General features: G+C 45.4%; 15 protein-coding genes. 6 read left to right on the top strand and 9 right to left on the bottom strand.

Annotated elements, in window-relative coordinates:
• Positions 1-78: 78 nt before the first annotated feature.
• From folK to mazG, 5 genes are all read right to left on the bottom strand, one after another.
• Positions 79-573: a 2-amino-4-hydroxy-6-hydroxymethyldihydropteridine diphosphokinase gene (gene folK, locus RT084_RS05110; RefSeq protein ID WP_203171215.1), complete on the bottom strand. Its 495-nt coding sequence runs from the start codon at positions 571-573 to the stop codon at positions 79-81.
• Positions 570-2,765 carry a polynucleotide adenylyltransferase PcnB gene (gene pcnB, locus RT084_RS05105; RefSeq protein ID WP_313097869.1) on the bottom strand — a complete coding sequence of 732 codons (2,196 nt, stop codon included), beginning with the start codon at positions 2,763-2,765 and terminating at the stop codon, positions 570-572. Before pcnB ends, folK begins: the two co-directional genes overlap by 4 nt.
• A 237-nt stretch (positions 2,766-3,002) precedes the next feature.
• Positions 3,003-3,386, bottom strand: a complete 384-nt coding sequence (locus RT084_RS05100) for a ComEA family DNA-binding protein (RefSeq protein WP_050325282.1) — start codon at positions 3,384-3,386, stop codon at positions 3,003-3,005.
• The gene (locus tag RT084_RS05095) at positions 3,379-4,065 is read right to left on the bottom strand and encodes a hypothetical protein (protein WP_050325281.1); all 687 of its coding nucleotides are present in this window, start codon (positions 4,063-4,065) and stop codon (positions 3,379-3,381) included. The genes RT084_RS05100 and RT084_RS05095 overlap by 8 nt, the downstream gene beginning before the upstream one ends.
• Complete coding sequence (mazG, locus tag RT084_RS05090) at positions 4,052-4,882, bottom strand: nucleoside triphosphate pyrophosphohydrolase (protein ID WP_313097866.1); 831 nt, start codon at positions 4,880-4,882, stop codon at positions 4,052-4,054. Before mazG ends, RT084_RS05095 begins: the two co-directional genes overlap by 14 nt.
• Positions 4,883-5,209: 327 nt before the next feature.
• Between mazG and RT084_RS05085 the strand changes: the two genes are divergently transcribed.
• Together RT084_RS05085 and RT084_RS05080 are read left to right on the top strand one after the other, a co-directional pair.
• The gene (locus RT084_RS05085; RefSeq protein WP_312534256.1) at positions 5,210-6,421 is read left to right on the top strand and encodes a nucleotide sugar dehydrogenase; all 1,212 of its coding nucleotides are present in this window, start codon (positions 5,210-5,212) and stop codon (positions 6,419-6,421) included.
• Between the two features lie 83 nt (positions 6,422-6,504).
• On the top strand, positions 6,505-7,959 hold the full coding sequence (locus RT084_RS05080; RefSeq protein WP_313097864.1) for a phosphohexomutase domain-containing protein: 1,455 nt from the start codon (positions 6,505-6,507) through the stop codon (positions 7,957-7,959).
• A 138-nt stretch (positions 7,960-8,097) separates the two neighbouring features.
• Here the strand turns inward: RT084_RS05080 and RT084_RS05075 are convergent, their stop codons facing one another.
• The gene (locus tag RT084_RS05075; protein ID WP_040403627.1) at positions 8,098-8,721 is read right to left on the bottom strand and encodes a thiol:disulfide interchange protein DsbA/DsbL; all 624 of its coding nucleotides are present in this window, start codon (positions 8,719-8,721) and stop codon (positions 8,098-8,100) included.
• 511 nt (positions 8,722-9,232) lie between these two features.
• Between RT084_RS05075 and ubiG the strand changes: the two genes are divergently transcribed.
• The 4 genes from ubiG (at position 9,233) to RT084_RS05055 (ending at position 11,957) form a co-directional block, all read left to right on the top strand.
• The gene (gene ubiG, locus RT084_RS05070; protein WP_313097862.1) at positions 9,233-9,967 is read left to right on the top strand and encodes a bifunctional 2-polyprenyl-6-hydroxyphenol methylase/3-demethylubiquinol 3-O-methyltransferase UbiG; all 735 of its coding nucleotides are present in this window, start codon (positions 9,233-9,235) and stop codon (positions 9,965-9,967) included.
• A 40-nt stretch (positions 9,968-10,007) separates the two neighbouring features.
• On the top strand, positions 10,008-10,718 hold the full coding sequence (locus tag RT084_RS05065; protein WP_313097860.1) for an HAD family hydrolase: 711 nt from the start codon (positions 10,008-10,010) through the stop codon (positions 10,716-10,718).
• A 112-nt stretch (positions 10,719-10,830) separates the two neighbouring features.
• Positions 10,831-11,601, top strand: a complete 771-nt coding sequence (locus RT084_RS05060) for a YciK family oxidoreductase (RefSeq protein WP_313097858.1) — start codon at positions 10,831-10,833, stop codon at positions 11,599-11,601.
• Positions 11,602-11,690: 89 nt separating this feature from the next.
• Positions 11,691-11,957 carry a DksA/TraR family C4-type zinc finger protein gene (locus RT084_RS05055; protein WP_050325275.1) on the top strand — a complete coding sequence of 89 codons (267 nt, stop codon included), beginning with the start codon at positions 11,691-11,693 and terminating at the stop codon, positions 11,955-11,957.
• A gap of 38 nt (positions 11,958-11,995) precedes the next feature.
• Here the strand turns inward: RT084_RS05055 and RT084_RS05050 are convergent, their stop codons facing one another.
• The 3 genes from RT084_RS05050 to RT084_RS05040 all read right to left on the bottom strand — a co-directional run bounded on the left by RT084_RS05050 (position 11,996) and on the right by RT084_RS05040 (position 18,117).
• Complete coding sequence (locus RT084_RS05050) at positions 11,996-13,654, bottom strand: phospholipase D family protein (protein ID WP_313097855.1); 1,659 nt, start codon at positions 13,652-13,654, stop codon at positions 11,996-11,998.
• 38 nt (positions 13,655-13,692) lie between these two features.
• The gene (locus RT084_RS05045) at positions 13,693-14,598 is read right to left on the bottom strand and encodes a crotonase/enoyl-CoA hydratase family protein (RefSeq protein WP_313097853.1); all 906 of its coding nucleotides are present in this window, start codon (positions 14,596-14,598) and stop codon (positions 13,693-13,695) included.
• 192 nt (positions 14,599-14,790) lie between these two features.
• Entirely contained in the window at positions 14,791-18,117 is a 3,327-nt protein-coding gene (locus RT084_RS05040; RefSeq protein WP_313097852.1) for an ATP-binding protein, read from the bottom strand.
• Positions 18,118-18,134: the final 17 nt, after the last annotated feature.

The following is an 18,134-nucleotide window of genomic DNA, read 5'->3' as shown; positions in this document are numbered from 1 at the left end:
TTTAATTTTTTACGATTTCAAATCCATAGCATCAATAATTTGTTAATTGTTACAAAAAACCATGTTAATTGATATGAGTTAAAGCACGGTTAATTTTTCCAAGCCCTGCCACTGTTGACTGGTCGGTAAGTCTGCCAATTTTTGTCCATTTACCATGAGGGTTGGGTCAAGCTCCAACATCGGAATTAGCACAAAATTACGCGCAAATAAACCCTCATGTGGCACTACTAAACGCGCATTGTTGATTGTGTCATCGCCATACAATAATACATCGACATCCAAACTACGCTCACCCCAGTGACGCAAACGCGTGCGCTTGGCAGCGCTCTCCAAACTTTGGCAAAAATCGAGTAAGGCTAAGGGTGCCAAATCGGTATCAACTTTTACCACTGCATTAAAAAAATCAGGCTGGTCGGTGACCCCAAAGGCTTTGGATTGATACAGTGATGATGCTGTAACATTGGCAAAGTGCGGCGATGCGTAAAACGCCGCAATGGCATTGGCAATATGCTGCCTTGGCGTACCAAGCGCGTTTGCGATATTGCCCCCCAAACCGATATAGCAAGTAATCATGGCTGAGGACCGTCGATTTTGACCGCGCGTTTGCGAGTGCGTTTTGGCGCTGCCGGTGCCTCGTTCTCAGTCACCGCTTCTGCTGAGACTTTGCTATCAGTAACTGCTTTTTTACGCGTCCGTGGCGCACGCTTTGGCTTTAGCTGTACCATGACATTTGCCGTGATATTTTCAACCGCTGATTCATTTTGTGGCGAATCATTGACGGTCTTAGTCACTGTATGAGTGTCGGTAACGCTGTTATTTTCACTGCTAAGGCTGACCGGTTCGCCACGCAAATCACTAGCGGATGTTGCAATATCTGCTTGCTGACGTTGCTCCAAAATCGACCAGTTTGAGCTAGGGGTACGTCGCGCACGTTTGGCAGGTACACTCGCTGCCGATAAATAGGCTTTGTCGCGTTTGCGTGAGCGACCTAGGTTCGAATTATTTGGGTGTGAATTATTTGGGCGTGCGCTTGTCTCAGTATAAGCTGATACTGAAGCAGAAACTGTCGGCTGATAAGGGTGGTCATCGTCTTTTTGCGCTGCGATTGGCGCTACGATAAGTGACTTAGCGGGTGCTGAGTTGGTGTGAGTGGCAAGCGATAACTGCTGCAGTTGGGCTTTTTCAAGTTGCTGCTGCTGTGTTAGTTTGTGCGCTTTGGTAGATAGTGACGTATCTTGCAGCGGTTCACGCTCGATTTGGCTATTTGCTGCCAACGGCAAATGACGTCGTTCGCGGCGGCGCTTTCCATGACTAAAATCGCTACCCATGCCTTCTTCATTATCATGCACCGCATCGCTAGTTTGGTAAGCAACACTGTCATCCTCAAAACTGGTCTGATTGACAATATTGGCAAAGCGCAAACGTACTGATTCAAGGTCAAACTCATCAATCGCTTGTTGCTGCTGTTTGGCACCTAGGGTTTGAAACCACGCCCACCAATGTCCCATGCCGTTGGTGCTTTCATCATCAAGCGTAATCGCTGCGCCATGCTGTTTGGCAAGCGCTTGGTTTTTGGCTTCTACTTGCTCACGCATCATCAAAAAGTCATAGGCAGCCCGAAAACGCGGATTTTCAAACAGCTTTTGCAGATTTTTTTTGCGCGGCTGGGCAAGTCGTGGCTGCATGAGCCAAATATCTTTAATAAACTGCTCGGCAAACTTGGGCATGGCCGTGTGCTGGCGCTGCTTGTCCAAGACTTTATTGGCGGCTTGGTTTTGCGCGTCGCTAAACGGTGTGTTCTTTTTAAACTTATCCAATAAATATAGATAATTTTCCCACAAAATAGTCGCATAAAAAAACGCAGGGTTAATGCTTTTACCACTGCCTATGCGCCTATCGGTATTTATGGTGACTTGGTTGAGTAGCGGTGTCACGGTTGTCGGTGGGTAAAACAACAACTGGGAAAACGCACCATAATCAAATAGCAGTGGTAACATCGGCACCAAGTAGCCGCCTGTGAACATTTTTTGCGTTTCATCGTACAAGCGGTGAGGGGATACTTGTGCCAATAATGCCCAGTTTTGCGCATTGAATTGTTGGTTTAAGGCATTGTCAAAATCAAACTGCAATTTTGCTTTAAAACGCAGCGCTCGTAGCAGACGTACAGGGTCTTCTTCCACCCGTTTTTGGGTGTCACCGAGCAGACGAATGGTGCGGTTTTCAACATCTTTTAGCCCACCACAAAAATCATAAACGATGTCGTCAAATGGCTGATAATACAGGGCATTGATACTAAAATCGCGGCGCACCACATCTTGGTAGATATCACCCCACACATTGTCACGCATAATCATGCCGTCTTCGGTGAGATGATTGTTATCCTTAGGCGGCGCGCGAAAGGTGGCAACTTCAATCATATCGCGACCAGAATACACATGACACAGCTGAAAACGCCTTCCGATGATGCGGCAGCGTTTGCCAAATACTTCTTTGATTTGATTGGGGGTGGCATTGGTCACAGCATCAAAGTCTTTGGGCTTTAAGCCTAACAAGGCATCACGCACTCCACCACCGACGATGTAGGATTCAAAACCCGCCTGCGTCAGTGTGCTAATCACTTCTTTGATGGAGTTGGGTAAATCAGCTTTGTTTAAGCCCAGTTTTTTGGCATCCCGGCGAGCCGACTGTCTATCTAAAACATAATCGGTTGCGGCATTGCCAGCAGTGGTTGCTGTGCTAGGTGATTTGCGAGTTTTTTTTGCCATGTATAGTAACCAAAATCCATGAAAACGGCAGAAATTTATTAGCGGTTAGTGTACCAAATTTCTGCCTAACTAGGGATATTAATTCACGGTTACAAAAAATCCAGTGAGCGAAAATATTGTCTACTGATTGATTATCTGTAGGACGTGAGCGCTACAGGATGAGACGGTTTGCTTGCTAGTACAGAATATATAAAAGATGAGAATAGGCTTGTGATAATTGCCCATGCTTTGCTATCACTATTGGGTGGTAATGCGGTGGCGATTTTTATCGACAGTCGCTTTACCGATACCTTTGACGTTGGCTAGGTCATCCGCTGTGGCAAACGGCGCTATCATTTGCCGGTATAAAATAATTTGCTGGGCTTTTTTGGCGCCGATACCATCAAGCTGTGTAAGCTGTGCTTCACTGGCGGTATTGATATTAATCACTTTGGGCGAATTGGCAAGGATATTTGCAGAGGATTTTTTGGTATTACCGTTAGTCCCCGTCAAATTTGTCACTGCCAAAAAAGCCTGCTCGGGCGTCAAGGTTGGGGTACAAATTGGTTGGGCATAAGCAATGCCACAGTAAACTACAAAAGCATTGGTAAGCAAAACGTTTTTTAACCATCGGCTAATCATTATTGAAACCTAAATCTTCTTGTATTGCTTTTTTGGTTTTTGCCAAGAATGGGGCTTGAGAAATAAACACAATAGACCACTGAAATGCGCCTTTTTGATTATATTCTTCCGCAATATAGTGATACTGATAATAACGCAAACTAAATGCCACGCTTAACCATATCATTAACATGGCAATAAAATACATTGGGTTTGGGGTTTTTCCCTTAAAATACTGATAAAAAATCAAAGCAGCCAATGCAAACAAGCTGAAAAACCAAAATACCGCCCCAATCCCCCAAACAACTATTTTCCCACTTGACATATAATGGACTTGGTATGATTGAGAAAAACTAAATCCGCTTAACACTAACATAAATAAAGCTAATGATACCATCAAAAAATTTGCGTGATTTGTTTGAGTGAGTATTTTGATAAATAGAAACAGAAATATAAAATTGGCATATATGGCTAATATTCCATAGTAACCTTTTATAAGGGCGAAAGGTGAGTAGATTGTCCCAAAAAGAACAACCGCAATTCCAGGCAAAATGCCCCCGCTCATAGTAGAAAAATCGATAGCGGGTAGTAGCAGTGAAAGCGAATAAGTCGCACCAATGAAGAATAGTAATAGGCTATACCTTTTTCCATTAGTGTTCAGATTTAATAATAGTGGCTTTAAGTCATTAAGGTTTGTCATGTTTTTCCTTTAACTTTGCCAAATCCCACAAGTTATCCATTTCTGCTAAGCTAGCAGTTTCAGGGGTTTTACCCATTTTAGCGAGCTCATCTTCAATAAAGCCAAAACGATAGCGAAATTTATGCACGGTGGTCAAAGTCGCTTTTTCGCTATCAATGCCCAGTTTGCGAGCAATATTGACTAGGGCAAAAAAACAATCCCCCAGTTCTTTTTCTAGCAGCGCTTTTTGCTCAGGCGTCGGTTTTTGACCATCGATTGGTAAGATTTCTTTGAGCTCTGCCACTTCTTCATCCAATTTGTCCACCGCACCCGACACTACATCCCAATCAAAACCGACTTTATTGGCAGTTTTTTGTAGTTGTTGCGCTTGCATTAACGCTGAGCCTGCCTTGACCGCATCAAGGGTGCGGCGATGGTTTACCAGTTTACCCTGTTTGGCTTTTTCGGCATTTTCCAAGGCTTTGATTTCATCCCAGCGTTTTTTGACATCTTCATCGGTTTTTAGATTTTCTTTGTCAAACACATGCGGGTGACGGCGAATGAGTTTTTGTTGCAAGGTGAAAATCACCTCGCTGATATCAAACTGCTGCTGTTCTTCATATAGACAAGCGTGAAAAACCACTTGTAGCAGCACATCGCCAAGCTCACCCTTGATGTCGTCAATGTCACCTGATTGTATGGCTTCGACGAGCTCATAGGTTTCTTCTAGGGCATAGGGAATGAGGCTGTCGTTGGTTTGTTTTTTATCCCAAGGGCAGTCTTGGCGCAGTCGTGCCATTAAGGCAATGAGGTCAGCAAAATTGGAAGTTGGTTGCATCGTTATCTCTAAAGGGTGATTGATAGTAAATGATGAAAAATTCACAATATAATTGACCTAGCTATTTTAGCGCATTTGACATGGCAATCTAAGTCCATTGGTAAGTATTTGCCTTGACAGTCTAGATGCCTAAAATACAGAGGCTTTAAATACAAATACCTAAAACACAGAGGCTGCAAAATAATCGTTGTCATCGCTATGCCATTTTGTCAAACTATAGTGATATTGGCAAAAACTTACCTAATTTAAAAATATAAGAAATATCAAGGCTAAAAATACGCGACGGTGTCGCTAATTTTTGCTGCGATTCGTAAGGTTCCATCACCCATGATTACAACTATTTTTGTCATTGGGGCAGGCTATGTCGGTCTGTCCAATGCGGTACTTTTAGCCCAGCCAAAACTTGCTAACCAAGTCACCTTGGTCGATATCGACGCCCAAAAGATTGCCCAATTACAACAGCAAGCGTCGCCGATTGACGATGCGTTGATTGCGCAGTTCTTGGCAACCCAGTCCTTGAATTTAGCGGCGCAGTTGGTAAGTGAGGCGGATTTTTCAACCGCAGATTTGGTGATTATTGCCACACCGACCAACTACGATGTCGCCACTGGCAAATTCGATACCTCATCGGTGGAAGCCAGTATCCAAACCGTACGCGCTCACAACGTACAAGTGCCGATTGTGATCAAATCGACTGTGCCGATTGGATTTACCGTTGACATGCAGGCAAAATTTGATACGCGTATTTTGTTTATGCCGGAGTTTTTGCGGGAGGGCAAAGCGTTATATGACAACCTGCATCCGTCACGTATTATCGTTGGCTGTGATATAAACCATGTGCCAGCGCTGCAAGATGTTTGCCACCAACTAATCGTCCAATACCAAACTGCCAGCGAACAAACTGACACGCTAAGCCAAACACCAAGCCAAATTATGCCGCCCACCGAGGCGGAGGCGGTCAAACTATTTGCCAATAGCTACCTTGCCACACGTATTGCATTTTTTAACGAGTTAGATAGCTTTGCCGAAAGCATGGGGCTTGATAGTGAGTCGATTATCACCGGTGTGAGCTTAGACCCGCGGATTGGCATGCATTACAACAACCCATCATTTGGGTATGGTGGCTATTGTCTACCCAAAGATACTCAACAGCTCAAAGCCAATTATGAAGGGATTCCTGCCAATGTGATTCATGCGGTGGTGGATGCCAACAATACCCGCAAACGCTTTGTTGCCCGTCAAATTATCGCCAAGCAGCCTAATACCGTGGGTGTGTACCGCTTGAGCATGAAAAAAGATGCCGATAACTTTAGAGATTCTGCAATTTTGGACATTATTGAACTGCTCAAACAACATGCCATTGATGTAAAAATCTATGAGCCCAGTCTGTCGTCACCGCAGTTTATGGATTGTCCCGTAGTCAATGATTTAGCGAGTTTTTTGGAAACGAGCGATGTGATTGTCGCGAACCGATTACATCCCGAATTAGCGCACGTCAAGACAAAAGTGTATAGCCGCGATGTGTTTGGTGATAGCTGATCATTGCCAGTGAATAACTGATTGTGAATAATTAACAGTTAATTGAATGACATTCTTAATTCTTAATCCCATGAGCCACGTATATGAATGATTTTTCTCCCATCACAATTTCGTCTTTTAAAGCCTATGACATCCGCGGCGAACTCGGTAACAACCTTGACGAGAACATCGCCTACCGTATCGGACGTGCTTTCGCCCAATTTTTAAGTGAACCGCTATCAAATCAGCAAAAATCAGCGATTGTGGTTGGCTGTGACATTCGGCCCAGTAGTGAAGCCCTTAAAAAAGCCACCATTCAAGGTATATTAGATGCAGGCATCGATGTGATTGATTTGGGCATGACAGGCACTGAAGAGGTGTATTTTGCCACCAGCCACTATGGCGCGATTGGTGGTATTGAAGTAACCGCCAGTCACAACCCCATCAATTATAACGGGCTAAAATTGGTGCGTGAACAGTCAAAACCCATTAGCGCGGATACCGGCTTGGCAGACATTCAACAAATCGCAGAAAAAGGCGCGTTCAAAGCGGCAGCCAGTAAAGGCGAGTATCAGTTAAAAGAAGACAAAACCGCCTATATCGACCATCTCATCAGCTATATTGACGTCACCGCGTTACGACCTTTGACAGTGGTCGTTAACTGTGGTAATGGTAGTGCCGCGCCAACGATTGATTTGCTTGAGCAGCGTCTACAAGCTGCCAACGCGCCTATTAATTTTATCAAAATCAATCATGCGCCTGACGGCAGTTTTCCCAATGGTATTCCCAACCCCATGATTATTGCCAACCGTAAAGTGACGGCAGACACGCTATTGGCGGAGAAAGCGGACTTGGCGATTGCGTTTGATGGTGATTTTGACCGCTGTTTTTTCTTTGATGAAAACGCTCGATTCTTGGAAGGCACTTATGTAGTGGGGGTGCTTGCCAAAGCTTTCTTGGATAAAAATCCTACCGAGGCGATTGTCTATGACCCGCGCAATATCTTAAATACCGAAAGCGTCATCGCGGCGGCCGGTGGCAAAGCGACCATCAGTAAGTCAGGGCATTCTTTTATCAAACAAGTCATGCGTGAAAACAACGCAGTGTATGGCGGTGAGATGTCTGCGCATCATTATTTTCGCGATTTTAACTACTGTGATAGTGGCATGATTCCTTGGTTATTGGTGATTGAATTGCTGTCAAAATCAGGCAAAATAGAAGCGCCAAAAAAACTGTCGCAACTGGTTGATGAGATGATTGCCGCTTTTCCCATCTCAGGTGAGATTAACTTTAAATTAGACGGTATCACTGCGCCTGCGGTGTTGGCAAAACTTGAAGAAAGCTACCAACAATTTGATAGCCAAACGGCGACCCTTGATAAACTCGATGGCTTATCGGTCAATTTTCCACGCTGGCGCTTTAACGTCCGCGCTTCTAACACTGAGCCACTGATTCGTCTCAATGTTGAAGCAAGCGGTGATAAAACGCTATTGGATGAAAAAACCAAACAGCTAAAAAACTGGATTGTGGCACAAGGCGGCACGCCAGCCGACCACTAGGTTTTATTAACTACCATAAAAAAAGCCGCTCCTATAAAAAAAGCCGCTTCAATGCTAATTCAATGAAACGGCTTTTTTACTATTTAAGCTAAAACCATCTGGTTTAAAACCATTAATCCTCAGCAAATGGCTGTCGGATTATTTACCACCACGCTCAGCACGGGCTTTATTGATGAGATAGTTAACCACTTGTGGCACTTTACCATCCTCACCCTCAACAACGTATTTGCCATCAACGACAACCGCAGGTACCCCTGATAGTTGAAAGCGCTGCGCCGCATCTTTTGAACGCGCGATACGGGTATTCACCGCAAAAGAATTGTACATACTGTTAAATTTATTGATATCCACACCTTTTGATGCGTACCATTGCCCGATAGAGGCTTGGTCAAATAATTTTTGACGGTCTTTTTGAATGGCGTCAAACATCGCTTGGTGGGTTTTGCCTTGATAACCTAACAACTGTGCGGCATAAAAACCGCGCGCGTTTTGTTCCCACACAGGGTTCATTGCAGCTGGCGTCTGCATAAACACCACATCAGCTGGCAATTTTTTTGACCACTGTGCCATGTAAGGTTCTAATTTGTAGCAGTGTGGGCAACCATACCAAAAAAATTCACGAACAATGATTTTATTGCCTTCAATTTTTTCTGGGTTTGCAAGCACCTTATAGTCTTGACCCGCGACAAAATCTGCAGCTTGGGTTGATAAACTGGTTAAGCCGATAGCGGCGGCGATTGCGGTCATTGCTAATTTTTTCATGGTTGCCTCATTAACAGTCAAATCATAGGGTCTAGCACGGCTCATATCTTATAGTATCTTATAGAAAATCGCTTGCTAGTAGGGCTCAAAATACGAAAATACCTGCGCGTTATACTATCATAAATTGAGGACGTGCCTAAGTGTAATCCTTTGTAAACTAAAAAAAACTACAGTGGTGAAAAACATAAGCAATATGTTAGTTAAATTTTCTAAATTACAAAGTATATTTTTTTTAAGTTTATTTTATCAGTCATACTTAAAGTTGGGCGGTTATGCGGCTGGGTAGTAATCAGCTATTTTACGCTACAATTTTACGCTATCAGCCTGCCACATAAATTCTACAGCGCATGGGCTAAAAGCTGTTAGAATAAGGCTATTTTTGATAGCAATTGTGGTTAGCCAGCAACCGCATTTCAAAAAACGCGATAACACGCTATTGAAGTAACGCTATTAAAGTAAAAAGTATCGAATTAAAAAAATAGCGAAGTAAAAATCAAACGGAACTATCATCATGACACAACCGAACCTACAGCAAAACGTCGACTTACAAGAAGTACAAAAATTTACCGATCTTGCCAATGAATGGTGGGACAAATCAGGCGCGTTTGCCACCTTGCACCAAATCAATCCGCTACGCTTAAACTGGATTGAACAGCAAACCATCGCCCGCCAGCAATCAGGATTAACGGGCAAAAAAGTGTTAGATGTCGGCTGTGGTGGTGGTATTTTGTCACATAGCATGGCAGTGCGCGGTGCCACGGTGAAGGGTATTGATTTGGGAGAGGCGAACATCAAGGCAGCACAAATCCACGCCGAGCAAACTAGCCAAGCGATTAATTTTGCTTGTGTTGCTGTAGAAGATTTTGCCAAAGCGCACGCTGGTGAGTTTGATGTGGTGACTTGTATGGAAATGCTCGAGCACGTGCCAGACCCGCAGTCTATTATCAATGCTTGTTTTACCCTGCTCAAACCCAATGGCGTATTGGTACTATCGACCATCAATCGCAACCCAAAATCCTACCTGTTTGCGGTGATTGGCGCTGAATACCTATTACGCTTGCTGCCACGCGGCACACATGATTATGAAAAATTCATCACCCCAGCCGAGCTAGATCGATTTGCTCAGCGTGCAGGCTGCAAGCGTCAAGATTTAATTGGCTTACATTACAATCCCCTGATCAAGCACTATTGGCTGGCACAAAATGTTGACGTTAACTACATGATGGCAGTCTACAAACCTCAGTAGTTGACTTTACTTAAATATTAATCGTTGATTTGAGCAAAAAATGACTGAAAAATGCCAAGCTGTATTGTTTGACCTTGATGGTACCTTGATTGATACAGCGCCTGATTTTATTCGGATTATTAAGGTGATGTGCGCCAAACACCAACACCCAGCGCCCAGTGATACCGCCATTCGCGAGCAAGTTTCTGCGGGCGCCAGAGCGATGGTCAAGCTGATGTTTGGCGAGCTTGCCAATGTGACTGAGGATGACTCAACTTTGCTGGCTTATCGGCAAGAGTTTTTGGACACCTATGAGGCCGATATCTGTGTCGATAGCCGCTTGTTTGATGGACTTGATTCGCTGTTAACACACTTGGAATCACGTGGCATTGTATGGGGCATTGTCACCAATAAACCGCGTTATTTGGCGGAAAATTTGTTAGACAAGCTGCAGCTAACTGAGCGCTGTGCGGTACTGGTATGCCCTGATGATGTCAAACACACCAAACCTGACCCAGAGCCCATGTATTTGGCAGTAGCGCGTTTGAATGAACAACTCGGGCGTCAGTTACAGCCTGAAGATTGTGTGTATGTCGGTGACCATATTCGTGACATTCAAGCGGGCAATGCGGCGAATATGCGTACGATTTTGGCAGCTTATGGCTATATTCCCCCTGAAGACCAAGCGGATTTGGGCAGTTGGGGCGCAGATAATATAATCCATAGCGTCGCTGAATTGACCGCTTTGCTTGGCGATTGGACGGATGCTTGAGTGGACACTTGAACAAGCAACTAGGCGGTTGATGCATAGACAAGGTGTTAACAATTTGACCGATTTTTAGGGAATTTTTTAGCAAGCTTTTGAGAAAAATATTGAGGAAACTATGACTTTAGCAACGCATGATGATATCCGTAACTTTATCCCACCTGCCGATTGTCTGAAAGGTAAAAATATTTTGGTCACAGGGGCAGGTGATGGCATCGGTAAAGCAGCCGCGCTAAGCTATGCAAAATATGGCGCGACCGTGTTACTACTTGGCAAAACCGCGAGCAAGCTTGAAGCTGTATATGACCTAATTGAAGCTGAAGGCGGTGCACAGCCTGCGTTGTTGCCAATGAACCTTGAGAGCGCCAGCTACACCGAAATGCAGCAATTGGCGATTTTGATTGAGCGTGAAGTCGGGCATTTGGACGGTGTTTTACACAATGCAGGGTTGCTCGGTGTATTAACCCCACTTGAGATGTATGACCCGATTATTTTTGAGCAAGTGATGAAAGTCAATTTTAATGCCACCTTTACCCTTACCCAAGCTTTGTTACCGCTCCTCAAATCTGCACAAAGTGGCTCAGTGGTGTTTACCTCTAGCAGTGTCGGCAGCCGTCCACGCGCGTTTTGGGGAGCGTATGCGCTGTCAAAATTGGCGGTAGAAGGGATGAGCGATATTTTCACCCAAGAAACCCAAAAAACCACCACCCTGCGCTTTAACTGCATCAATCCCGGTGCCACTCGTACCCAGATGCGGGCTGCTGCTTATCCAAGCGAAAACCCCAACACCTTGCTTGCGCCCGAAGACTTGATGAGTGCGTATGTCGCCTTGATGACTGATGAAGCAGCAGGTATCAAAGGTCAGGTGATTGATTTACAGCCACAATAAAATGGCGCGATGACGGGTTTAATACGCTATTGAAATTTGATAAAACCACTACCATATTATGATTAACCTATTAAAATTTAAGGAAAAATATGGCAAGTGGTTGGGCTGCGGATGGCGCAGAAAACGAGCAGATTGAAGCGACTATTAATGATGCGATTGAACGGGCAAAACGCGCATTGCCACAGGGTGAGAGCTTAACTCATTGTGAGGAGTGCGATGCCCCAATCCCCGAAGCACGGCGTCTTGCGATGCCTGGGGTGCACTTGTGCGTGCGTTGTCAACAATCGCTAGAACAGCATCAGCAAAAAGTTGAGCTATTTAATCGCCGTGGTAGTAAAGATAGCCAATTGCGCTAAGCGTATTGGCTAATGCTACAGTTCATAACAATGACAGCTTATAAAAATTTTTCAAGCGGCAGGTGCGATAGCATCCATACTAATGTACGCTGCCAAGGCTTGGTTTGTGGCTCTTCATCATACGTGACGGTTTGACCGTTCTCGAGCGTTGACCACTGAATGTTGTCATCTTTGAGCGACAAGGTGTAGCTAGTTGTTGGCAAGGCTTGCAAAAATTCATTGCGGATTTTGTTGGCAAGTACAGGGTGGGCGATGGCAACGCCAAGTTCGGTATTGGTCAATGCTGAACGTGGATCAAAGTTGAATGAGCCGATATACACCTTTTCACCATCGCTTTCAAACGTTTTGGCATGCAAGCTGGTTGCAGAGCTTCCCGTCAAATATGAATCACGCAGATTGTCTTTAATGGCATTGGGCTTGAGCTCATATAGCTTGACCCCAGCTTTTAGTAAGTCTTTGCGGTGTTTGGCATAGCCAGAATGCACAAGCTTGACATCGGTGGCGCTCATGGCATTGGTCAAAATATTCACCGCTACGCCTTTTTTTGCAAGGTTGATAAAGTAGTCTTTGCCTTGCTCCGTGGGTACAAAATACGCAGAGATTAAATTGAGTTCACGGCTGATTTTGCCTAAGCTTTGGTTGATGTCTAACCCTTGGGTATTGGCTTTGCTGCCCAGTTTGTCGGGATTGTCCGTCAATAGCTGGACGCTTGCCCAGTAGAGCGGCAATTTTTGTTGTTTGATTTGGTTGACAAAGTCGATTGCCACCAAGCGCTTTAGATAGTCGTTTTTCAGCTTTAGCACAGGGTCGAGTTGTTGCGACGCAGGTTTATCAGCTTTTTGGGTTTTTGGGGTAAACACTTGGTTTAGGGCAGATGGCTCAGGTTTTTTGACCAAATCGGTGATAGGAAAAGCCAGTTTATGGTTCCAATATTGGTCAAACGCTTGTGACATCTGCGGCACAATATGCCCAACCATCAGCACATCTAGGTCAGAAAATACCATCTCTTGGTTTAAAGAAAAATACTCATCTCCGATATTGCGCCCGCCTGTGATGGTGATTTGGCTATCAGCGGTGATGGATTTGTTGTGCATACGGTGATTGAGCCGCTCAAAATTGCCCACAAACCCTAGCCAGCGCCACGAGCGAAAACGGTTGGGGTTCATCAATCTTACTTCAATATTGGGGTGTTCATTGAGTAGCCACAGCGTTGGGTCGAGACCACGGGTATTGTTGTCATCTATTAATAATCGCACGCGCACACCGCGCTCTGCCGCTTCTTTGATGGCTTGGAACATTAGATTGCCAGTGATATCGTTATTCCAAATATAATACTGCACATCTAGCGTTTTCTCTGCGGTGCTAATGAGCAGCATACGTGCGGCAAACGCATCCATGCCATCAGGCAAGGGATAAACGCCCGTTTTTTGTGGATTGCTTTTAACCAACTCTGCGATGCCATCGGCCATGCTTTGCGAGCCAAATTGGCGAAAACGGCTGGAGGGCTCATCAGGTGGCATATCCGTTGCCACCGTTTTTTGATGGTCTTTGGTAATGACGGCAGTTTGATAGGTGCTGGATTTGCCCGTGTTGACAGGCAGACGACCCCACCATGCGATAAAAAACAAAATCGCCATACACACCAAAAACAGGCTGGCTAAAAAAATAAGACGACGTTTGAACAGGGGTCTTAGCATGATGGCACCCACCAAGGTCAATTAAGCCATGGGTTAAATTAGTTAAATTGACGCCCAATAAATTTGACGGTTTCATCCTTGGCTTTTTTGACGGCAAGCTTGCGGTTTTGTCCCAGCAGTAATTTGATTTGCCACAGTTTTTCTTGATACAAGGTTGTTGCAGGCGTGTGATACATGGCATTGATGATGCGTTTGCTCGCCAAGACAGCATCGGGGGAGCGATTACTTAATTCTGTGACCAAATTCTTCGCAACTGCCATCGGTGTATCGCTTAGATGGCTGACCACACCGTATTCAAAGGCTTGCTGACCGTCAAAAACCCGTGCCGACATCGCTAATTCCTTGACGATATCGGCGCGTAGCACCCCCATCGCAGACTGGGTCAGTCCCATATCCGGTACCAGTCCCCATTTGGCTTCCATAATGGCAAATTGGCAATCCGCTGTGGCGATACGAATATCGGTCGCCAGTGCCAACTGTAGTCCTGCGCCAAGGCAATGTCCATGCAATACACTGATGACAGGCATCGGCAGTTCTCGCCACACAAGGCACACTTTTTGAAATTTACTTTGAAACGGTTTGATAAGCTCCCAAGCGACCTGTTTTAGATTTTTTGCGTTGTTTAAATCTGCCAAATCAATGCCGGTAGAAAAGCTTTTACCTTCACCTGCCAAAATCACCGCCCGCACGTCCGTCCATGTGGTAAGCAGGTGGGCTAAATCAATGAGCTTATCCATCAACGCAAAACTTAACGCATTGCGCTTGTCAATCCGTGTCAGCCAAACAATGACGCTATCATCACCGCTAAGTTCCAACCGCACATCGGGTGCAAGGTTATCGTTTGCAGCTTTGATACGCTGCGCTAAAGATGAAGCAGTAGTACGCTGAGAAAATGGCAAAAACCCTACACCCGGCAATATTTTTGATACCGACAAAACCGACATACGCATCCTTAAAATTTGACCAACCCAATAAACTTAAAAAAATGTTGCAAGAACGCGAAGATTTGCAATCATTAATCTCACTTTACTGATTTTGTTGGTTTGGCACAAGAGGCGATATCGGACGATACGTTTAAGAAAAGTAACGTGGAATAGCAAGTATGCCAAACCTAGGCGGCATTGTGGTGATGGGTGTCAAATCATCTTCCAGGTCATGTCGTTTTCTTTGAGCTGGGCATATTTGAGTGCAGGGAATTGACTCAAATCAGCCTTTGCCAAGTTATCGAGCGCTTGTAGCATTTGCTCATAATAAGGCGCCAAAATGGCAAATTGCGCAGGCGAGCTATTGTTGATATTTAGCAAGCACTTGTCTTCAAGATTTTGACTGGCTTGGCGTAGCTGTGGTACGCCGGTATAACGACTCGCCCCTAAAATGCGATGTGCGACGTGGGACAAGGCTTGCCTGTCGTGGCGCTGCCAAGCCTGCTGCAAGTCACTTTTTTCCTGCTCAATTGATTCAATCAGCAGGGTAATTAAATTGGCTGCCAAATCAGGCTTGCCTGCTACCCGCATCACCGCATCATCCCAATCAATGACCGCAAGACTTGCTAGTGACTCAGCGCTATGCTGACTGCTGACCGATGGTAGGCTTGGCAGATTAGCGTTGTCATCGGTGGTAGTCGCTGAGGCGGCTAATGGCGTATGAGCAAATACGGCACTCTCTTTGGGGGTTGCAGGTGCAGTACGCAGGTTATTTGCCCCAGACGCTATAGGCGCTATCGAGCGCGCCGAGATGGGTGAGTTGATAGCCGATTTGTCAGAAACCACATCAGCGGATACGGACGTGCTGTGTTTACCCAACCAACGTTGCAGGATTTGCAATAACTGGGCTTGACTAATTGGTTTGCCCACATAGTCATCAATCCCAGATGCCAATAATGTATCGCGTTCATCCGATAGACTATGCGCGGTCAGTGCAATAATCGGAATATGTTGATGTCCTGCTTGCGTTTCAACCTTACGGATTTGGATGGCGGCTTCACTGCCTGACATTCTTGGCATTTGAATGTCCATAAAAATCAAATCCACGGCGGTATCGCTTTGTGACTGGTGGGTGGTGATGTATTCAATGGCGTCAAACCCACTATTAACCGTCACCACATTAATGCTCAGCTCAGCCAATAACGCTTCTAGTACCAACAAATTGGGAAGATGGTCATCCACGGCAAGCACAGTAAAGCCATGCCACTGCGGCAGTGTGGGCTCTTGGCTGCTGGCAGAATTGCTATCAAGCAGCTGGTAAAGCTGGCGACGATCGAGCGGCTGATACAAGGCTTGTGCTTGATAACGCGACAACAATTCTGGCTCAAGATTGACTTGATAGCCAAATAGTAGCAATTTACCGGCATAATGTAAGCGTACTTGTTTGAGCAGCGACGTGGTATCCTCAGTGGTGCCATTGTCCACGATGACCCAATCCCAATGATTGCCTGTTTCTTTGAGCGATTCAAGTAGGCTTGCTAGCGTACTTGCGGTAGTAATGGCAATCGGCAATTCGCGCAGCGAGCCTTTTAACACTTGTAAGCTTGCAGGATGGTCAATCCAAACCAAAATATTTACCGCAGCGATAGCATCAGCCGCCATATAACCGGCATCGGTTTTTGGCGGGACGATGGCGGGTAACTGCCAAATGGGGTCATGGATAAGCAGCCGCTGCTGCTCTTGGTTACTGATGGTCATCGGCAAGGTAAACCAAAACGTCGTGCCTTTGATTTTGTGCGATTGGCTCGCATCACCCGCTTGCTCAGTGGCGTTGTCATAAAAACCAATATTGCCGCCCATCAGATAGGTAAGCTGTTTTGAAATCACCAACCCCAGCCCCGTACCGCCGTACTGGCGAGTAATCGAAGGATCGCCTTGCGAAAAACTTTGGAACAGCACTTTTTGATGCTCAGGCGAAATCCCGCGCCCTGTGTCTTGCACACTGATATGAATTAAATCATCGATGTCATCATCCAGACTGACCCGCACAATGACCTCGCCATCATCGGTAAATTTGATGGCGTTGTTAACAAGATTGGTTAACACTTGCTTGGTGCGTAACGCGTCCCCCACCAGATAATGTGGCACATCGTCATAGAAGAACACCGCCAGCCGTAAATCTTTCTCTGCCGCCAGTGGCGATAGCATATCCACCACGTCGTAGATACTGGCATACAGGTCAAATTCATGACTATCCAGTACCAGTTTACCGGCTTCAATCTTAGAAAAATCAAGCACGTCATTGACCAGTGCTAATAGGTGCGCTGAAGACTTACGAATCGTTTGCACGTACAAGTCTTGCTCGGCATTTAAGCCCCCATGACGGGATAATAGGTTGATAAAGCCATCAATACTGTTAAGTGGGGTGCGTAATTCATGACTGATATTGGCTAAAAATGCCGATTTGGTTTGACTGGCTGAAACCGCGGCATCACGCGCATTGCGAATTGAGATGTTTTGCATTTCCATCTCATCAAAAGCCAATCGTAAATCATCTTCAGTCTGTTCGGCATGATTTTTGAGTTCTTGGAAACTTTTATGCAGACGTCTTAAGGTCTTGACCAAATCCTGTTGTAGTTGGTTGATTTCACCACTGGCGTTGATGGTCATCGGTTTATACAGGTTGTTGGCGTTGGTGCGCTGCAAATGTAACCGCATCTCATAAATCGGCGCAATCCAGCGTCTGGCATATATGTGGGTGGTCAATAGCAGCAGCAAAATAGTAAAGAGTCCGGTAATCGCTAACGCTAACATCACTTGATAGCGAGCCACTTGTAGCGGCTCATTATCAATATTGACAATAATCCATAAGGTCGGTAGTGGGGCAGTCGCATTGGCGGGCGCGCTTAGTACCAATTTTCGACCAAATAAACTACTACCCTTGCTATTAAACAGGCTGTTGGATTGGGTGTTGAGCTGCGTGAGCAAATAAGTTTGCTGCGTATTGCTTTGCGCCTCAAGGTGGCGTCCCAAAAAAGGCAACAAGCGCGGATTGGGCTGTTGTGACAAATCACCAAAACTGACCAACACGTTGCTTTGTTCGTTGACAATCGCCACGCCTTGCAAGTGTTTGTCGTTGATGGCATTTTGTAGGGCAAATTTCACACTGGCTTGTAGCGCCGCCAACTCTTTGGGCGATAGCTCAGCTTTATTTGCGCTGTTTTTGTTTATGCTATCTTTACTTGAGCCATCTTTATTTAAGCCATCTTTACTTGAGCTATTATCGCTATTAGGCTGAGTGCTAGTTGTAGATAGCGCTTGGTTGATTTTAATCAGATTCGTCTGCATAGAAGCGGCGACTGGCTGTAAAGTCACTAGCAAATTATCGGCGGTTGATTGCTGAATGGTACGCGCAGCACGGCTGGTATCCGATAACACCAAAAAACCACCCGTCAACGCGAGTGCGCTAATCGGCAAAAACACCAACAGTATCAACTGTCCATAAGCGGTGGAAAAATCCAAGTGAAATCGTTTGCTCACATTGCTAGCCTTGCATC

The organism is Moraxella sp. CTOTU48717, assembly GCF_032057165.1.
Taxonomy (GTDB): domain Bacteria; phylum Pseudomonadota; class Gammaproteobacteria; order Pseudomonadales; family Moraxellaceae; genus Faucicola; species Faucicola tetraodonis.
The sequence above is the reverse complement of the archived record's forward strand: the minus strand, read 5'-3'. Positions and strand labels throughout refer to the sequence as shown.